15 protein-coding genes and 1 pseudogene are annotated in these 15,707 nt (G+C 57.6%); 15 read left to right on the plus strand and 1 reads right to left on the minus strand.

Features of this window, described 5'->3' with window-relative positions; translation table 11 throughout:
• Nucleotides 1–6 precede the first annotated feature (6 nt).
• The 3 genes and pseudogenes from NKK52_RS31140 to virD4 form a co-directional block, all read left to right on the plus strand.
• A pseudogene (locus NKK52_RS31140) lies at nucleotides 7–309 on the plus strand (integrase core domain-containing protein); the annotation flags it as partial.
• Between the two features lie 299 nt (nucleotides 310–608).
• Entirely contained in the window at nucleotides 609–1,385 is a 777-nt protein-coding gene (locus tag NKK52_RS31145; protein WP_245263145.1) for a hypothetical protein, read from the plus strand.
• A gap of 247 nt (nucleotides 1,386–1,632) precedes the next feature.
• A complete protein-coding gene (virD4, locus tag NKK52_RS31150) occupies nucleotides 1,633–3,378 on the plus strand; it encodes a type IV secretion system ATPase VirD4 (protein ID WP_023746487.1) in 1,746 nt (581 codons plus the stop codon).
• A 689-nt stretch (nucleotides 3,379–4,067) separates the two neighbouring features.
• Here the strand turns inward: virD4 and virG are convergent.
• On the minus strand, nucleotides 4,068–4,793 hold the full coding sequence (gene virG, locus NKK52_RS31155; protein WP_023685159.1) for a two-component system response regulator VirG: 726 nt from the start codon (nucleotides 4,791–4,793) through the stop codon (nucleotides 4,068–4,070).
• Nucleotides 4,794–5,443: 650 nt separating this feature from the next.
• Here virG and NKK52_RS31160 point away from each other — a divergent pair.
• The 12 genes from NKK52_RS31160 to virB11 all read left to right on the plus strand — a co-directional run bounded on the left by NKK52_RS31160 (nucleotide 5,444) and on the right by virB11 (nucleotide 15,521).
• On the plus strand, nucleotides 5,444–5,632 hold the full coding sequence (locus tag NKK52_RS31160) for a hypothetical protein (RefSeq protein ID WP_023685158.1): 189 nt from the start codon (nucleotides 5,444–5,446) through the stop codon (nucleotides 5,630–5,632).
• Between the two features lie 452 nt (nucleotides 5,633–6,084).
• Nucleotides 6,085–6,870: a type IV secretion system lytic transglycosylase VirB1 gene (locus tag NKK52_RS31165; protein WP_023685157.1), complete on the plus strand. Its 786-nt coding sequence runs from the start codon at nucleotides 6,085–6,087 to the stop codon at nucleotides 6,868–6,870.
• 74 nt (nucleotides 6,871–6,944) lie between these two features.
• Nucleotides 6,945–7,250 (plus strand): pilin major subunit VirB2, encoded by a 306-nt coding sequence (virB2, locus tag NKK52_RS31170; RefSeq protein WP_023673707.1) that lies wholly within the window; start codon nucleotides 6,945–6,947, stop codon nucleotides 7,248–7,250.
• Complete coding sequence (locus tag NKK52_RS31175; RefSeq protein ID WP_023673706.1) at nucleotides 7,250–7,576, plus strand: type IV secretion system protein VirB3; 327 nt, start codon at nucleotides 7,250–7,252, stop codon at nucleotides 7,574–7,576. Before virB2 ends, NKK52_RS31175 begins: the two co-directional genes overlap by 1 nt.
• Nucleotides 7,576–9,945: a type IV secretion/conjugal transfer ATPase VirB4 gene (gene virB4 / locus NKK52_RS31180; RefSeq protein WP_023685155.1), complete on the plus strand. Its 2,370-nt coding sequence runs from the start codon at nucleotides 7,576–7,578 to the stop codon at nucleotides 9,943–9,945. The genes NKK52_RS31175 and virB4 overlap by 1 nt, the downstream gene beginning before the upstream one ends.
• A gap of 13 nt (nucleotides 9,946–9,958) precedes the next feature.
• Nucleotides 9,959–10,642 (plus strand): TrbJ/VirB5 family protein, encoded by a 684-nt coding sequence (locus NKK52_RS31185; RefSeq protein ID WP_023673704.1) that lies wholly within the window; start codon nucleotides 9,959–9,961, stop codon nucleotides 10,640–10,642.
• Between the two features lie 58 nt (nucleotides 10,643–10,700).
• The gene (locus NKK52_RS31190; RefSeq protein ID WP_023673703.1) at nucleotides 10,701–11,588 is read left to right on the plus strand and encodes a type IV secretion system protein; all 888 of its coding nucleotides are present in this window, start codon (nucleotides 10,701–10,703) and stop codon (nucleotides 11,586–11,588) included.
• 27 nt (nucleotides 11,589–11,615) lie between these two features.
• The gene (locus NKK52_RS31195; RefSeq protein ID WP_081731114.1) at nucleotides 11,616–11,774 is read left to right on the plus strand and encodes a type IV secretion system lipoprotein VirB7; all 159 of its coding nucleotides are present in this window, start codon (nucleotides 11,616–11,618) and stop codon (nucleotides 11,772–11,774) included.
• Nucleotides 11,771–12,484, plus strand: coding sequence for a type IV secretion system protein VirB8 (locus NKK52_RS31200; protein ID WP_023685154.1), 714 nt, complete (start codon nucleotides 11,771–11,773; stop codon nucleotides 12,482–12,484). The genes NKK52_RS31195 and NKK52_RS31200 overlap by 4 nt, the downstream gene beginning before the upstream one ends.
• Nucleotides 12,481–13,365 (plus strand): TrbG/VirB9 family P-type conjugative transfer protein, encoded by an 885-nt coding sequence (locus NKK52_RS31205; RefSeq protein WP_023673701.1) that lies wholly within the window; start codon nucleotides 12,481–12,483, stop codon nucleotides 13,363–13,365. Before NKK52_RS31200 ends, NKK52_RS31205 begins: the two co-directional genes overlap by 4 nt.
• Entirely contained in the window at nucleotides 13,358–14,497 is a 1,140-nt protein-coding gene (gene virB10, locus NKK52_RS31210; RefSeq protein ID WP_023685153.1) for a type IV secretion system protein VirB10, read from the plus strand. The genes NKK52_RS31205 and virB10 overlap by 8 nt, the downstream gene beginning before the upstream one ends.
• Nucleotides 14,481–15,521 (plus strand): P-type DNA transfer ATPase VirB11, encoded by a 1,041-nt coding sequence (gene virB11, locus NKK52_RS31215; protein WP_023673699.1) that lies wholly within the window; start codon nucleotides 14,481–14,483, stop codon nucleotides 15,519–15,521. The genes virB10 and virB11 overlap by 17 nt, the downstream gene beginning before the upstream one ends.
• Nucleotides 15,522–15,707: the final 186 nt, after the last annotated feature.

Here is a 15,707-nt window from a genome sequence, read left to right on the forward strand (position 1 = left end):
GAATCCGCCCAATACGTCAGCATTCGATACACCGAGCGCTTGGCGGAGGCCGGCGTCGAACCCTCGGTGGGCAGTGCCGGCGACTCTTTCGATAATGCTCTCGTCGAAACGATCAACGGTCTTTACAAGGCCGAGGTGATCCATCGACGCGGACCCTGGCGCTCATTTGAGGCCGTCGAGTTCGCCACGCTCGAATGGGTCGACTGCTTCAACAATCGCCGGCTGCTGGAGCCCATCGGCAACATCCCGCCGGCCGAAGCCGAGGAACGCTACTACGCCATGTTGGATGAACCAGCCATAGCCGCGTAACTCAAACGAAACGGCCTCCGGAAAGCCCGGGGCAGTTCACATCGCATTTGATGCCAGCTTCATCGTATTTTCTTCGGCTTGGACGGGCACTTGGCAGACCCACAGAGCTGGGAACCCTTTGCCATACTACAACTGTAACATCATATCGGTTTAGCAGGTCAAGCTTCGGTGGTAACCTCTGGGTAGAATAACTACTTTGGAGGCGAGCAATGGATCGCGATAACAAACGGGCACGCGCAGCTGCAAGATCATCTCAAGGCGTGGGGAGCAGTAGCCTCCGTGACGTTCCAGAGGGGCCATTGAGCGATGTTGCAGAACGGCTGGTAACCGCTAACCCGCGCGATACAGCGCGAAATCTTGGGGGCTTCAAAGGCCTCGGGACGCACGAGCGAACAGCCGTTCGGGGCACTCAACCCGGGCCAGAAACTGACCTCGCGAGATTTGAAAGGCGGACCAATCGGCTTGGACGATCAGCCATCAATCTGGCCGCGACATTAACAGCCGAATTGGGGTACAGCACGGATGACATAGCATTGCAGAAAGTCGGAGCGGCCAGTAATCTAGGTAATTACCTAACGCCAGGGCTGCAAGATGCTATTGTTAATCGCATTGGCAACATGGATCCGCCGTCGCAAGCTCTCGGAACTTATTACGTTGCGCCACACTTCAGTAAGTTTACTGAGGAAAACAAATCTCGCATTCTTGATCAGGCCATTGGATTGGCTTCTTCTGATCCGGATGGCAATGTCAGAAACATGGCATCCAATGCTATTCTCAACATGTATCACCAGTTCGACGCAAATCAACAGGCCCAAGCTCACTCAGTTTTTCCCGGCATGCAAGACATCTTGCCGCACATGCCGCCGCCGCAGCATGCAGCAGAGGAACGGAGTGCGAATCTGGACGGCCACATAGCAGGTATTGAGGCTGCAGTCCGTGATACAGTAGGCCCGCAAACCTCCTATGAACAGCTGCAGCGGGGTGCTCAAGTCGGGCGGTCCATAAGCCAAGCCTACAATCACGCCCGAGAGGACCTAATGGAGGCCACCAGAAGCAGAGATCGCTCCGGCCGTTGATGTCTCGGCCATGGTACAGTGACGCTTTCTCTCCCGAATTCCGTCTACGGCCTTGCCGTTTCCAATTCGCTGGCCGTTGACGTACCTGCTTAGTGTAACTTTCAAAAACCACGTCTGCCGGGTGATGCGCTGCAAGCATCGCACCACCCACTGCGGCATCGATCTGTCGAGCGGCGACATCGCGCGACGCCGGTTCGGTCTCTGAAGCACGCGCAGCATTAGCTACGGCTAATCCGGCAATGGAACAATGCTTTCAACAAAAACGACGCCCCCCAACATAGCCATTAGCATCGCGTGCTCACTCGCCGTGGGCTTCTGTGCGGCAAGTCTTTACGCAACCTTCCGCCACGGCGGCAGCGGCGAGGCTCTGATGGCGTTTGATGTCCGTGCCTTTTGGTTTGAAACGCCCTTCTATTTGGGTTTCGCAACCCCCGTTTTCTATCGGGGCGCGGCTATCGTGCTCTCGACGTCCGCGGTCGTCTTGCTGATTCAGCAGATCGTATTGCGCCGCAAGCTCGAACACCACGGGACGGCTCGTTGGGCTCGAGTGGATGAAATGCGACGCACGGGATATCTGCGACGATACCGTGGCGTGACAGGGCCGGTGTTTGGGAAGACAAGTGGCCCTTTCTGGCCTGGCTACTACCTGACCAATGGCGAGCAGCCTCACAGCCTCATCGTTGCACCGACCCGCGCTGGCAAGGGCGTCGGCATAGTCATTCCAACGCTACTTACATTCAAAGGCTCGGTGATAGCTCTGGACGTCAAGGGGGAGCTCTTTGAGCTCACCTCGAGGGCGCGCAAAGCCGCAGGTGACGACGTGTTTAAATTCGCGCCGCTGGATTCGGAGCGGCGCACAAACTGCTACAATCCGCTGTTGGATCTTATAGCGCTGCCTCCACAGCAGCAATTCACCGAGGCCCGCCGCTTGGCCGCAAACCTGATTACGGCCAAGGGGGAGGGCGCGGAAGGTTTCGTCAGCGGCGCGCGAGATATCTTTGTCGCGGGAATCCTTGCCTGCATCGAGCGGGGCACGCCAACAATCGGCGCCGTCTACGACCTCTTCGCCCAGCCGGGGGAGAAGTTTAAGCTCTTCGCGCGACTCGCCATGGAGACTCAGAACAAAGAGGCACAACGCATCTTCGACGACATGGCGGGGAACGATACGAAAATCCTAACCTCCTACACTTCCGTGCTCGGCGATGGCGGGCTCAACCTGTGGGCGGATCCCGCTGTAAAGGCGGCCACAAGTCGCTCGGACTTTTCGGTCTATGATCTTCGCCGTCGCAGAACGTGCATCTATCTTTGCGTTGGTCCGAACGACCTTGAGGTGATCGCGCCTTTGATACGCTTGTTTTTTCAGCAAATCGTTTCAATTCTGCAGCGGTCGCTGGCCCGCCGGGATGAAAAGCACGAGGTTCTCTTCCTGCTCGATGAGTTCAAGCACCTGGGTAAGCTGGAGGCGATCGAGACCGCAATCACGACTATCGCGGGCTACAAGGGGCGTTTCATGCTCATCATCCAAAGCCTTTCGGCACTGACGGGGGCTTATGGAGAGGCTGGCAAGCAGAATTTTCTCAGCAATACCGGACTGCAAGTGTTCATGGCCACGGCTGATGACGAGACTCCGAACTACATTTCCAAGGCCATCGGTGAATACACGTTTGAAGCCAAATCGATTTCCCACAGCCAGGCGCGAACGTTCGACTGGACCATTCAGAATTCACATCAAGGTGCACCGCTATTGCGTCCCGAACAGGTTCGGCTGCTCGATGACGACTACGAGATTGTTCTCATCAAAGGTCTGCCACCATTAAAATTGAGGAAGGTGCGTTACTTCTCGGATCGCATTCTGAAACGCATCTTTGAACGCCAGACAGGCGCCCTCCCGGAGCCGGCGCCCTTGACGGGAACAGAGGAGGCGCTCTCCGCCGGATCTCAACTCGATGACCCGCTGTGTGAATTGGCGCAGGACTTTGACGATACAGTTTGATGTGAGGCTGGTGTGGACCCCGCGAAAAACTCCATCCCGTGTAACAGCTTTGTCGCAGGTGCAGGACGCCGGCTTGGAAGAGGGGCAAGCGGGCAAAGCCCGGCGAGTGGGCTTTGAGCAGCACGTGTCCGAGGCGCCCCGGCCGCTGTTCGATGGTCGAGCTGACGAGCCGCCATCCAATCCAGAGGAGCTTCTGCGACTGGAACAGGGGGTCTCGCGAGGTGCTTCAGCGAGGGCAGGATCATCAAGCCGCCTCATCTTTTTTCAGCAACCCAGGATGCCCGATGGACGGGATGACCTCAACAGAAGCGTGTCGGAGGCTTTCGCAAGCTCTGGGACGCCGGAGTTCGGGCCGCCGCCCCCAGTCCTGGCTGCCAGCCAACAGCAGATCCGCCCTTCGCCGGATGAGCTTGACCATGCAACCACCTGCCACCCGAGTGAGTCGTCCCAACAATGAACATCCCACAGCGCTGTTGTGGCCAGCGGAGACGCAGAGGGCCCTGAATGCGCCGCAAGCCGTCGCCATTCAGCAGCAGCTGAGCGAAATCGGCAATTCAGGCGGCCGCGTGCATATGCAGAGAGGGGCTGATGCGATCTCCGGACCGGTAGCTCTCGCCGTAATTGATCAGGCTGGTACTGTTGGAAGGCTTGATCAGCCTCGTCACCCCAATCTCCAGCATAGCTCACTGTCACGCGGCCAACGTGCCTCCGTAGCTAACATCTACGTCAGCGTTGAAGAAGTACCCTGCGCCACGGGATGTTTTGACCAGGCGAGGGTTGGCCGCATCAGCCTCCAGCTTTCGGCGCAAGCGCATGATTAGGACATCGATACTTCGATCGTACACCTCTTCTCCACGCACACGGCTCGCGAGCAAAAGCCGTTCTCTGGATAGCACGTTGCGGGGGTTCTCCAGAAATGCGATCAAGAGATTGAACTCACATGCGGTAAGCTTGACCTCGCCACGCTCCGCACAGATCAGTCGCCGCTGCTTCACGCTGAGCTTCCAGGCCCCAAAGCGAAATGAGCGCTGCTCTCTGGTTCGCGGACTAGAAATGCGCTGGCGTAGCGCTACTCGAATGCGGGCCAGGAATTCGCGCATCCCGAAAGGCTTGGGAATGAAATCGGTTGCGCCGAGCTCCAGTGCAACCACTTTTTCCGCCTCATCAAGCCGGTCGCCGCTGATCACTATGATAGGAACATCCGATTTTGTCGCCAGATTGCGGACGATCGCAAGTCCATCCTCCCGGCCTAGGTTAAGGTCAACAACCACGAGATCGACTGGCTCACGTGAAAGAACATAGTCAAACTGCTTGCTATCGTGGACTGCGGTTACCTTCAGGGCATGCATCGTGAGATACTCGGCGATGAGGCGCCGCATTGCGGCATCATCGTCAATGACAAGAACATGTTTCAACGGCACACCTTCAATCTTGAATCCCCTTGTCTAAACCTGTTGCCGAGCAACCCTGGGGCACCGACCCAGAACAGCTGCTCCTTGATACCACTCGCCGTTGCGTGCGGCCAATGTGAGGCCGTGCTCGTCCTGTTCTTTTCATCCCCAGCGAATTGACCGCACCAAGGCAGCCCGTGGCCACCAGACAGGTCCAAGCGCCGACATGACCCTGCCGTGTGGTCCTTCGCTTTTTCGCTTCGAGCTCCCCCGTTGGTGCAGGCCTGCCAATATCACTCAAGTTCGACCTCATGGATGCCAAGTTTCCTGCTATGCCCTTGCATCCTGGTCATCCTGGAGTTTGCGGACCTGGATCATCTCGATATCCTCCGGCTCGTGGATCCAGCTCGGACATGGTTGAGCAGCGCGGCGTTTGGCTTGATCGGAGAGGCGGTCGGCGGAAGAAGACCGTGATTCGCTGCAGCGGCCTTGTGCAAAATAGTGCGTCTCCTGCCAAGCCGGCTTCGTCCAAGGTGGCCGGCGGCCTCAAATGCTGTTCGGCGACCGGCAGGTCGCCGGTTGCGGTGAACGTCCGGGCTAACATTTCAGTTACTGCAACTCCTCCATCTTGAGCGTGTCACTATGCTTGTCCATTGCGCCGTCGGACTCCGTCAATGACGTGCGGTTATCTGCCGATTGAACTGTGCATGATCCACCCTTTGGCGGCGGCGGCCGAACAGCTGAACGAGGCTCGCACCAGGATGGGCTGCGCCGCCACGTCTTCCCAGTTGACCCTCGCCGCCGCGGATTTGCGCCTTCGAGCCAGCTTCGCGGACGAGCTCGCGTCTCAAGCAATGATCTGAGTGTGCAGGGCCGCGCATGGCTGCTCTTTAAGGACCGGCAGCATACCGGCAAAGTTGGGCCGCTTTATCGCCTTAGTAGATTCCCCACGGTGATCCCGAGCCTGAACAAGCCCGCCAAGCTCCCCATTTTGTCCTTGGCTTGGCGCTGACAGAAGTACCATCCATGACGCCAAAGTCGTGGCCCACACTCCAGGAGCAACGGACGGCCGGGACGAGCAAAATCCTGTACAGGAGTCATTGTACCAAGACGCTCCGGATGTCGCTGGCTGATCGGGCCCGCGCCACCCACGCATGCGCAAGATGCTTACCCACGCTGATACGAACACGGTCTTTGCTTCAATTGAAACCGAAAAGCTGAACTTGAACATCACACAGTAACAAACCTCCCCGATAAGCGCGTGCCGGACAGGGCCAGAACCCGTCCGGCGGCTTGGAAAGGTAGGTGATAGGGAATGTTTATTGCAGCTTGGCCGCTGGCCGTCGTCCTGTTGACATCCATGTCACTCCCAGCCGAGCCCGCGCCACTTTCCCCGCGTGAGTTCCGCAGCCTGTCGCGCAAATGCGCTCCCTGGGTTGCGCCGTCCACCCTCGCCGCGATTGCCAAGATTGAAAGTGGCTTTGACACGCTGGTGGCTCATGACAACACCACAGGTGAGCAGCTTCGCTGGATAGACCAGCTAGAAGCCACGCGGGGCATCAAGGAACGCCTCGAAGCACAACATTCTGTCGATGTTGGATTGATGCAGATAAACAGCAAGAACTTTGCCATGCTCAATCTTACGCCGGAAAGGGCTTTCGAGCCCTGCGCCTCGCTTTCGGCTGCCGCCCACTTGCTTGAAAGCCGGTATGCCGGCGGCACCACTGCTGTGGCACAGCAACTGGCGCTTCGCCGTGCCATCTCGGCCTATAACACGGGCGACGTCACGCGTGGCTTCGCCAACGGTTATGTACGCAAGGTCGAGTCGGCCGCAAAGGACATCTCAAGTCTCCTTGAGCGAACGCTGGAGCCGACTGCTCGAGATGTGCCGCACCTTGAGGCACCCGGTCGGAAAGCCGTGCCGCCTCTGCTCCAGCAGAGCCAACAGGCCAATAGAAAGAAGCAGCCCAACCAAGATTCTTGGGACATTTGGGGCTCGTATCAGCCAGACCGCTCCGGGGCCGATCCCTCCGGTCCGACAGGCAGCCAGGCTGCGAAAGCACGGGAACCCGCGAACCCGAACAAACTCGTATTCGATTGAAACATGGAGATGCAATGATGACGCCACTCAAGATACTTCGTGCGCTTAAAACGCGTGTTCCTTCGCCTTTTTCCATGCTGCGCATGGCGGCTGAATATGTACCGGCCGCTGCTGCAGGCGCGGCGTGGACGGTCTTCTACAGCGGGCCAGCCGCGGCTCAGGTGACCGGAGGGACGGATCCTGCCAAGATGGTCCAGAATATCTGCACGTTCATACTTGGCCCCTTTGGACAATCACTGGCCGTGCTCGGGCTCGTAGCCATCGGTATCTCTTGGATGTTCGGTCGTGCTTCACTTGGCCTGGTTGCGGGTGTCGTTGGAGGGATCGTCATCATGTTCGGGGCCAGCTTCCTGGGCAAGGCGCTCATAGGCGGCGGCTGATGAGCGACCGGTTGGAAGTGAGCACCCTCTATGTGGCGGCGACGCGCCCCGCACTGTTTCTGGGGGTGCCGCTGACGCTGGCCGGATTGCTCATGATGTTGGCTGGGCTTGTTATCATTATCCTTCAGAACCCGCTCTACGAAATCGTTCTCGTGCCACTCTGGTTCGGAGCACGGCTGGTTGTTGAGCGTGACTATAACGCGGCAAGCGTCGTGCTGCTCTATTTGCAGACGGCCGGCAGAAGCGTGGACGGGCCGGTCTGGGGAGGCGCAAGCGTCAGCGCCAATCCGATCAGAGTGCCGAAACGCGGAAGAGGAATGGTGTAATGTTCGGCGCCAGCGGCCGGACCGAGAGGTCTGGCGAGATCTACCTTCCGTATGTTGGTCACGTAAGCGATCAGGTTGTCCTTCTGGAAGACGGATCGATCATGGCCATGGCACATGTGAACGGTGTGCCCTTTGATTTGGAAGACGCTGAGATGCGCAACTCGCGCTGCCGCGCGTTCAACACTCTCTTGCGCAACATCGCCGATGACAATGTCTCGATATACGCTCATCTTGTGAGACACAACGATGTGCCGGCGCCGGCGCCGCGCCAGTTTCAAAGTGCATTCGCTGGCAGTCTGAGCGAGGCCTACGAGCGTCGTGTGCTGTCGGGAAAGCTCTTTCGCAACGATCACTTCCTCACTTTGATCGTGTCCCCCCGCACCGCAATCGGCAAGATCGGCTTGCGGATTGCCAAGTCCCGCAGACGGAATGAGCACGATCTAGCCACCCAAATGCGGAGCCTGGAAGACCTCTGGCACATCACTGCTGGCGCACTCGGCGGTTACGGTCTGCGCCGGTTGGGCATTCGTGAGAAAGGCAACGTGCTCTTCACGGAAATCGGCGAGGCGCTTCGGCTCATGATGACTTGCCGGTTTCTTCCGGTTCCGATGGTTACCGGCTCACTTGGCGCCTCCATCTACACTGACCAGGTCATCTGCGGGAAGCGGGCGCTTGAGATTCGAAGGCCCGGGGATAGCTCCGTCGGATCATTGTTTTCGTTCCGTGAATATCCGGCGACGACGCGGCCGGGCATGCTAAATTCCTTGCTGTCCGCCAACTTCCCGCTTGTCCTGAGCCAGAGCTTTTCCTTCCTCACTCGCCCACAAGCTCATGCCAAACTAAGCCTTAAGTCCAGCCAGATGACGAGTGCCGGCGACAAGGCTCTCACCCAGATCAATGAACTTGCCGAGGCAGAGGACGCACTGGCAAGCAACGAATTCGTGATGGGTTCGCATCATCTGAGCCTGTGCGTCTATGCCGACAGCCTCAATAGCCTTGCAGATCGCGCAGCAAGTGCCCGCGCACGGCTGGCCGACGCGGGCGCCGTTATCGTCCAAGAGGGCATCGGCATGGAGGCCGCATATTGGTCCCAACTTCCGGGGAACAACAGGTGGCGCACGCGCCCGGGGGCGATCACCTCACACAATTTTGCCGGGCTCGTCTCATTTGAGAACTTCCCAAGCGGTTCCAGTTCCGGCCACTGGGGCAATGCTGTTGCGCGCTTTCGCACAAACGGTGGAACTTCTTTCGACTACATCCCCCATGAGAATGACGTCGGCATGACGGCAATATTCGGGCCCGTTGGCAAAGGCAAGACGACGCTGATGACCTTTGTCCTCGCGATGCTTGAGCAAAGCTTGGTCGATCGCAATGGTGCGATCGTCTTCTTCGACAAGGATCGGGGTGGTGAACTGCTGGTGCGAGCCACGGGAGGGACATATCTTGCGTTGCGCAGAGGCGCTCCGAGCGGCTTGGCCCCTCTGCGTGGACTGGACAACACCTCCGCCTCCCGGGACTTTCTGCGCGAGTGGTTGATGGCCCTGATCGAGAGTGACGGCCGTGGTCCGATCTCGCCGGAGGAAAGCCGTCGGCTGGAACGCGGCATTGTTCGTCAGCTTTCGTTCGAACCCCCTATGCGCTCACTTGCGGGCCTGCGCGAGTTCCTATTGCACAGCCCCTCCGAGGGCGCAGGAGCACGGCTGCAGCGGTGGTGTAGAGGGGGGGCGCTTGGATGGGCCTTTGACGGCGACGTGGACGAAGTAAGGCTGGATGCCTCCATTACGGGCTTCGACATGACGCAGCTCCTGGAATATGAGGAGGTCTGTGCACCGGCCGCCGCATACCTTCTGCATCGAGTGGGCGCTATCGTCGATGGTCGTCGGTTCGTCATGAGCTGCGACGAATTTCGATTCTATCTACTCAACCCCCAATTCTCGGCCGTTATCGACAAGTTCTTGCTCACGGTCCGCAAAAACAACGGCATGTTGATACTCGCAACGCAGCAGCCTGAACACGTTCTGGAATCGCCTCTCGGAGCTAGTCTCGTTGCGCAATGTATGACGAAAATTTTCTACCCATCACCGACGGCGGACCGCTCTGCGTATGTCGATGGCTTGAAGTGCACTGCGCAGGAGTTCGAGGCAATCCGCCAGGGAATGGCAATCGGCAGCCGCAAGTTTTTGCTCAAGCGCGATAGCGGGAGTATTGTTTGCGAATTCGATCTTGGGCAGATGCGCGAGTACGTAGCCGTACTCTCGGGGCGGGCCAACACAGTGCGCTTTGCCGACCAGCTTCGTAACCAGCACGGAGACGCCCCAAGTGGGTGGCTCGACAAGTTCATGGCCCGGTACCACGAAGTTCAAGACTGACGGAGGAATATTCATGAAATTTGCCAAACTTGCAGTAACGACCCTTGCTGCTTCCCTTCTGCTTCACGGACAGGCCCGTTCGCAATTTATCGTCAGCGACCCTGTAACAGAAACACAAGCGACCTTAACAGCGCTTTCCAATGCGGCGATCCTTGAGAGGTCAATCGAGACGCTCGCTACCACGATTGAAATGGTGACAATTCTAACGTCGTCATTCGCTGTCACGGGACTGCTAAGCTCACTTAACCAAGGAAATCACTACCCGTCGAGCAATAAGCTGGAGGAGCAGATGTTTGATGCTCGGGCGCCAGCTTCGATTATGGCCCGTAACATTGCGAAGGACCCAAATCGGATAGTCAACGGCACCGATTCAGAAGCGAAACTGTTACAGGGACAAATCGCCGGGGCCGCCAATGCCGCAGCTATTGCAGCCGACACTTTGGGCATGATGGACAAGCGCCTTAAGGATAACGCCGGCACGCTTGGTCAGCTTTCCCGCTCGGGAAATATTATGCAGGCCACCGTGACCAACGGTCTGGTCCTCAAGCAGATTCACGATGCGATGATCCAAAATGTCCAGGCCACGAGTCTGCTGACAATGGCCACTGCACAAGGGAGCCTTCACGCCGTGGAGGAGGCCGCCACGCAGCGTCGCGAACATCAGGACACCGCTAATATGTTTAGCATCCTCCCGTAAACCACACAGAGTTCATCAGGCTCAGCTGCGCTGATCAGGGACACATCAGGCTCACGCCATGAATTTTAAAATTCCCGCGCCATTCACGACTATACACACGATCTTTCATGGGGCCTTCACGTCCGGGCTGCACAAAGTGCTTGAAAACGTCCAAGCGGCGGTCAGTGCGCCTCTGGTTGCGTGTGTCACGCTCTGGATAATAATCCAAGGCTGTCTGGTCATGCGTGGTCAAGTCGATGCGCGCGGGGGTATCTCGCGCGTAATCATGGTGTCGATTGTCGTCGCCCTTATCTTAGGGCAGGCCAACTATCAGCAGTACATTGAAGCGCTCTTCGACGACACGATTCCGAGGTTGGCTCACGACATCAGTGGCAGCGACTTGCCCTTCATCGGAATCCCCCAGAAGCTCGATCTTATGTTTGCTTCAAGCCAGTATGTCTTTCAGCTGATTGCTTCCGAAATTGGGCCTATGAACGGCCAGGACATACTTGCTTTCGAGGGAGCGCAATGGATTTTCTACGGCGCGCTGTGGACAGCGTTCGAGATCTACGATGCCGTTGGAATTCTGACGAAGGTGCTCTTGACGATCGGCCCCCTGGTCCTTGTAGGCTACCTTTTTGATCACACTCGAGACATAGCCACCAGATGGATCGGCCAACTGCTCTCGTACGGGCTGCTGCTTCTCCTCCTCAACATCGTTGCAACGATAGTAATCGCTGCCGAAGCAGTCTCGCTGGCAGCCATGCTTTTGATGATCAAATTCTCGGGCACGACAGCAGCCAAGATCATCGGGCTTTACGAGCTCGACATGCTTTTCCTAGCTGGTGACGCTCTGATCGTCGCGCTTCCGACGATCGCCAGCAGCATCGCCGGCGGCTCTTGGGGAGGTGCGAACCGACCTCTTAACAGCCTCAATCGCCACTTTGCCAAAACGGCGGGTGCTTAATCAATCGACAAGCTCGGTGCCAAAAACATGAAATATTGCCTACTTCTGTCAATCCTCGCTTTGGCCGCCTGCAAGACGAGCCATGGGCTTGCGACATGCGCGGGTGCCCCATTCCAACTGAACGTGGGACAATGGGAAACCACCCCTGAGGATCTTCAGGTCGAATGCGCGGAAGAGCCAAAGTGAAAGTTCCTGAACATGCCCTTCTGGTGGAGAGAGAAACGCTAGCCGCCCACTATAAGAAGGTGGAAGCGTTTCAAACTTCACGAGCGAAGTCTGCGCGGCGCCTGTCAAAGGCCCTGATAGCCTTTGCCGCAGCGGCGGTCCTAGGAAATGTTGCCCAGGCATTTACCATTGCTGCCATGGTCCCGTTGGCCAAGCTCGTACCTGTGTTCCTCTGGGTCCGGCCGGATGGGACCGTCGACAGCGAAGTGTCAGTCTCTCGACTGCCGGCAACCCAAGACCGAGCCGTCATAAATGCTTCGCTGTGGGAATATGTACGCCTGCGCGAGGGGTACACAGCAGATACAGCCCAATACGCCTATGACCTCGTATCCAGTTTCAGCGCGCCGGCTGTGCGACAGCAATATCAAGATTTCTTCAACTATCCCAATCCCACCTCGCCGCAAGTCACGGTCGGCAAACGCGGCAAGCTCGAGGTCGGGCATATTTCTTCAAACGACATCAGTCCGGACGTTCAACAGATCCGTTACAAACGTTCGCTTGTTGTCGATGGGCAGATGCCGATAGTGACCACCTGGACAGCTACCATCCGCTACGAGCGCTTGACGGGTCTGCCTGGGCAATCGAGGCTCACCAATCCGGGAGGTCTACTCGTCACTTCCTATCAAAGCTCGGAAGATAGCGTATCGAACCTGGGCTATGTGCAGCCATGACAAAAAGAGCGTTTCTCGCGCTGGTCTGTTCACTCTTCTTAACGATGGAAGCGTCCGCGGAAGACACACCACTTGCCGGCAAGCACGATGCGCGCATGCGCTACCTGGCTTACCGTCCTGACGAAGTGGTGCGCCTGTCTACCGCAGTGGGGGCAACGCTGGTTGTCACATTCGCGGCCAACGAGACAGTCGCAGCCGTGGCCGTTTCCAATAGCAAAGACCTGGCTGCCCTCCCGCGCGCCAACTATCTCTTTTTTAAGGCTAGCCGGATGCTCCCGCCGCAGCCGGTCGTCGTGCTGGCCGAGAGTGAGTCCGGTACACGGAGATACGTCTTCAGTATTTCAACGAGAGCGATGCCAAAACTCGATGAGCAGCAACCTGACCTATACTACAGCGTGCAGTTCACCTATCCTGCTGATGAGGCTGCTGCTCAGAGAAAGGACGCAGAAAGGCGCTCGATTCTTGGTCAGGCCCGGGCGAAAGTGCTGCGCGACGAGAGAGTTCAGGATTTGTTGAATCGGCCCGCCGCAACTACCAGTCCGGACGAAAGCAATTTTCACTACGTCGCAAAGGGCGATCGATCGCTGGCGCCGCTGGAAGTTTTCGATAATGGCTTTACCACCGTATTTGGCTTCGCAAGCAATTCCCGCATACCCTCCCTCTACATTATCAATCCCGACGGCAAGGAAGCCGCTGCCAATTACACGGTCAAAGGAGACTATGTTGAAGTATCCGCAGTCGCCCGGGAATGGCGTCTGAGAGATGGCAATACGGTCTTGTCCATTTTCAACAGGGCTTATGACCCTGTGGGACGAGCGCCAGGGACCGGTACAGTGACACCCGACGTGTGGCGCGTTTTGAAAGGCCCGGCCGATGAATGAAACCGGCCCACAGTCGGGACAAGATGTCCATGCCTCAGGATCGATGGTCTCGGAGCCGGCCCGCCGGCATGTTTCGGGATTGCAGAAGTTGGCCGTCGCTGCTCTCGTTCTCATCTCATCTCTATCGCTCATCTGGCTCGGCGGTCGTCCCAGCACACAAGACGAGCCAACTCAGCCAAAACCTCCAATTGTCGCCGACGCCGAGCCATTCCGCCCCGTGCCGATTGAGATTGCTCCCGAAGCTCCAGCACCCGTACAGGCGGCGCAGGCAGGAGATCCTGCGCCATCCACGCCGCCTCCGGCGCCAGCTGATCCGCCGCCGGAGGAAACACCAATTTTCGCCTACAGTGGCAGCGGTCAAATGCCCAACGACGGTCAGCGGAGCGAAGACAACCATAGGGATGCTCCCGCGACCTCGCATGAGATTTCAGACGCTGGCGATCTGACGGGCCGATTGAAGCCAGATATACAGGAGCCAAGCCGGGCCACACTTTTGCCGCACCCTGATCTCGTGATTACCCAAGGAACGATAATTCCCTGCATTTTGCAAACGGCAGTCGACACAAATTTACCGGGTTATGTGAAGTGCGTCTTACCTAAAGACGTCCGCGGCGCCACCAACAACGTGGTGCTTTTGGATCGCGGGACGACCGTGATTGGCGAGATCCAGCGTGGTCTCCAACAGGGGGATGCGCGTGTCTTCGTGCTGTGGACGCGCATCGAAACGCCTGACCATGCCCTCGTTTCGCTAGCGTCGCCGGGCGCTGACGAGCTCGGCCGCTCCGGAATGCCTGGCACGGTGGATAATCACTTCTGGCAGCGCTTTGGCGGAGCAATGCTCATGAGCGTCATTCAAGGCGCGTTTCAGGCCGCCGGTCAATACGCTGGCAGCTCAGGTGGAGGAAGCGGCATCAACAGCTTCCAGAGCAACGCCGGACAAGCCGTTGACACGACCCTTAGAGCAACGATCAACGTTCCGCCAACTCTGAAGAAAAACCAGGGAGATGCTGTATCCATCTTTGTGGCTCGGGACCTCGATTTCTCAGATGTATACGATCTTAGACCGATCGCCGTGGCGCCAGCCCCCCAACATCGCCAACGCCGGAGAGACAACAATGCGACCGGAGGCTGACCCTCAATTGCGTTTGCTTCTCAACCCTGTTTTGAAATGGCTTGAGGAGCCAAGGACCGAAGAGGTCGCTATCAACCGGCCTGGGGAAGCCTTTGTCCGACAGGCCGGCGTTTTCACGAAACATCCGCTACCGCTATCTTATGACGATCTGGAGGACATCGCGATCCTCGCTGGAGCGCTGCGCAAGCAAGATGTCGGACCGCAAAGCCCCCTCTGTGCGACTGAGCTGCCGAACGGAGAGCGGCTGCAGATCTGTTTGCCGCCCGCTGTTCCCTCAGGAACAATAAGCCTGACGATACGGCGTCCCTCAAGTCGTGTGACCGAACTCAAGGAAGTTTCTTCTCGCTACGAATACTCGCGTTGGAATCAATGGCGGTCACGAAAGGAGCGCCAAGAGCGGCAGGACGAAACGATTCTTCAGCACTACGACCATGGTGACTTGGAGCAATTTTTGCGAGCATGCGTTTGCGGGCGGCTCACGATGCTGCTTTGCGGACCTACTGGAAGCGGCAAAACGACGATGAGCAAGACTTTGATCAACGCTATACCCCCGCAAGAGAGGCTGATAAGTATCGAGGACACGCTCGAACTTGCAATCCCGCACGAGAACCATGTCCGATTACTCTATCCGAAGGACCGAGCAAGCGTAGGTGCGGTGACAGCCGAGCAACTGTTGCAAGCCAGCTTGCGCATGCGCCCTGATCGAATATTGCTTGGCGAGATGCGCGATGATGCTGCTTGGGCCTACCTTAGCGAAGTCGTCTCCGGCCATGCGGGATCAATATCAACGATTCATGGGGCGGATCCGGTCCAAGGCTTTAAAAAGCTCTTTTCACTCGTCAAGAGCAGCCCGCAAGGAGCTGCTGTGGAAGACCACACGCTTCTTGACCTGCTGTCGGCTGCCATTGACGTCATTGTGCCGTTCAGTACCCACGGCGACGTGTATGAGGTGGGGGAGGTGTGGCTCGCCGCCGATGCCCGGCGACGCGGAGAGACAGTAGCCGACCTTCTTAACAAGCACTAAGGCTAGAGCTAGAGCACGTCGGGGATCGGTAAGTCGTTTGTGATACGATGGCGTAATTTGTTCAGATTGAACGTCCACTTTGATTTGAAGGAGGTGGATAATGGGAGGAGGACTGGGCGTAGACCTTCGGTCACAAGTCTGAAGTCTTCGGGCGCCCTGTCGGCGCGGCAAGTCGCGGCACGATTC

Source organism: Mesorhizobium sp. C277A, from assembly GCF_040324395.1.
GTDB lineage: Bacteria > Pseudomonadota > Alphaproteobacteria > Rhizobiales > Rhizobiaceae > Mesorhizobium.

What these genes read in the sequence shown, in the direction of transcription:
- virD4 (WP_023746487.1), top strand. Translation starts at nt 1,633, where the DNA reads ATGCTTTCAACAAAAACGACGCCCCCCAACATAGCCATTAGCATCGCG.
- NKK52_RS31160 (WP_023685158.1), top strand. Translation starts at nt 5,444, where the DNA reads ATGACGTGCGGTTATCTGCCGATTGAACTGTGCATGATCCACCCTTTG.
- NKK52_RS31165 (WP_023685157.1), top strand. Translation starts at nt 6,085, where the DNA reads ATGTTTATTGCAGCTTGGCCGCTGGCCGTCGTCCTGTTGACATCCATG.
- virB2 (WP_023673707.1), top strand. Translation starts at nt 6,945, where the DNA reads ATGCTGCGCATGGCGGCTGAATATGTACCGGCCGCTGCTGCAGGCGCG.
- NKK52_RS31175 (WP_023673706.1), top strand. Translation starts at nt 7,250, where the DNA reads ATGAGCGACCGGTTGGAAGTGAGCACCCTCTATGTGGCGGCGACGCGC.
- virB4 (WP_023685155.1), top strand. Translation starts at nt 7,576, where the DNA reads ATGTTCGGCGCCAGCGGCCGGACCGAGAGGTCTGGCGAGATCTACCTT.
- NKK52_RS31185 (WP_023673704.1), top strand. Translation starts at nt 9,959, where the DNA reads ATGAAATTTGCCAAACTTGCAGTAACGACCCTTGCTGCTTCCCTTCTG.
- NKK52_RS31190 (WP_023673703.1), top strand. Translation starts at nt 10,701, where the DNA reads ATGAATTTTAAAATTCCCGCGCCATTCACGACTATACACACGATCTTT.
- NKK52_RS31195 (WP_081731114.1), top strand. Translation starts at nt 11,616, where the DNA reads ATGAAATATTGCCTACTTCTGTCAATCCTCGCTTTGGCCGCCTGCAAG.
- NKK52_RS31205 (WP_023673701.1), top strand. Translation starts at nt 12,481, where the DNA reads ATGACAAAAAGAGCGTTTCTCGCGCTGGTCTGTTCACTCTTCTTAACG.
- virB10 (WP_023685153.1), top strand. Translation starts at nt 13,358, where the DNA reads ATGAATGAAACCGGCCCACAGTCGGGACAAGATGTCCATGCCTCAGGA.
- virB11 (WP_023673699.1), top strand. Translation starts at nt 14,481, where the DNA reads ATGCGACCGGAGGCTGACCCTCAATTGCGTTTGCTTCTCAACCCTGTT.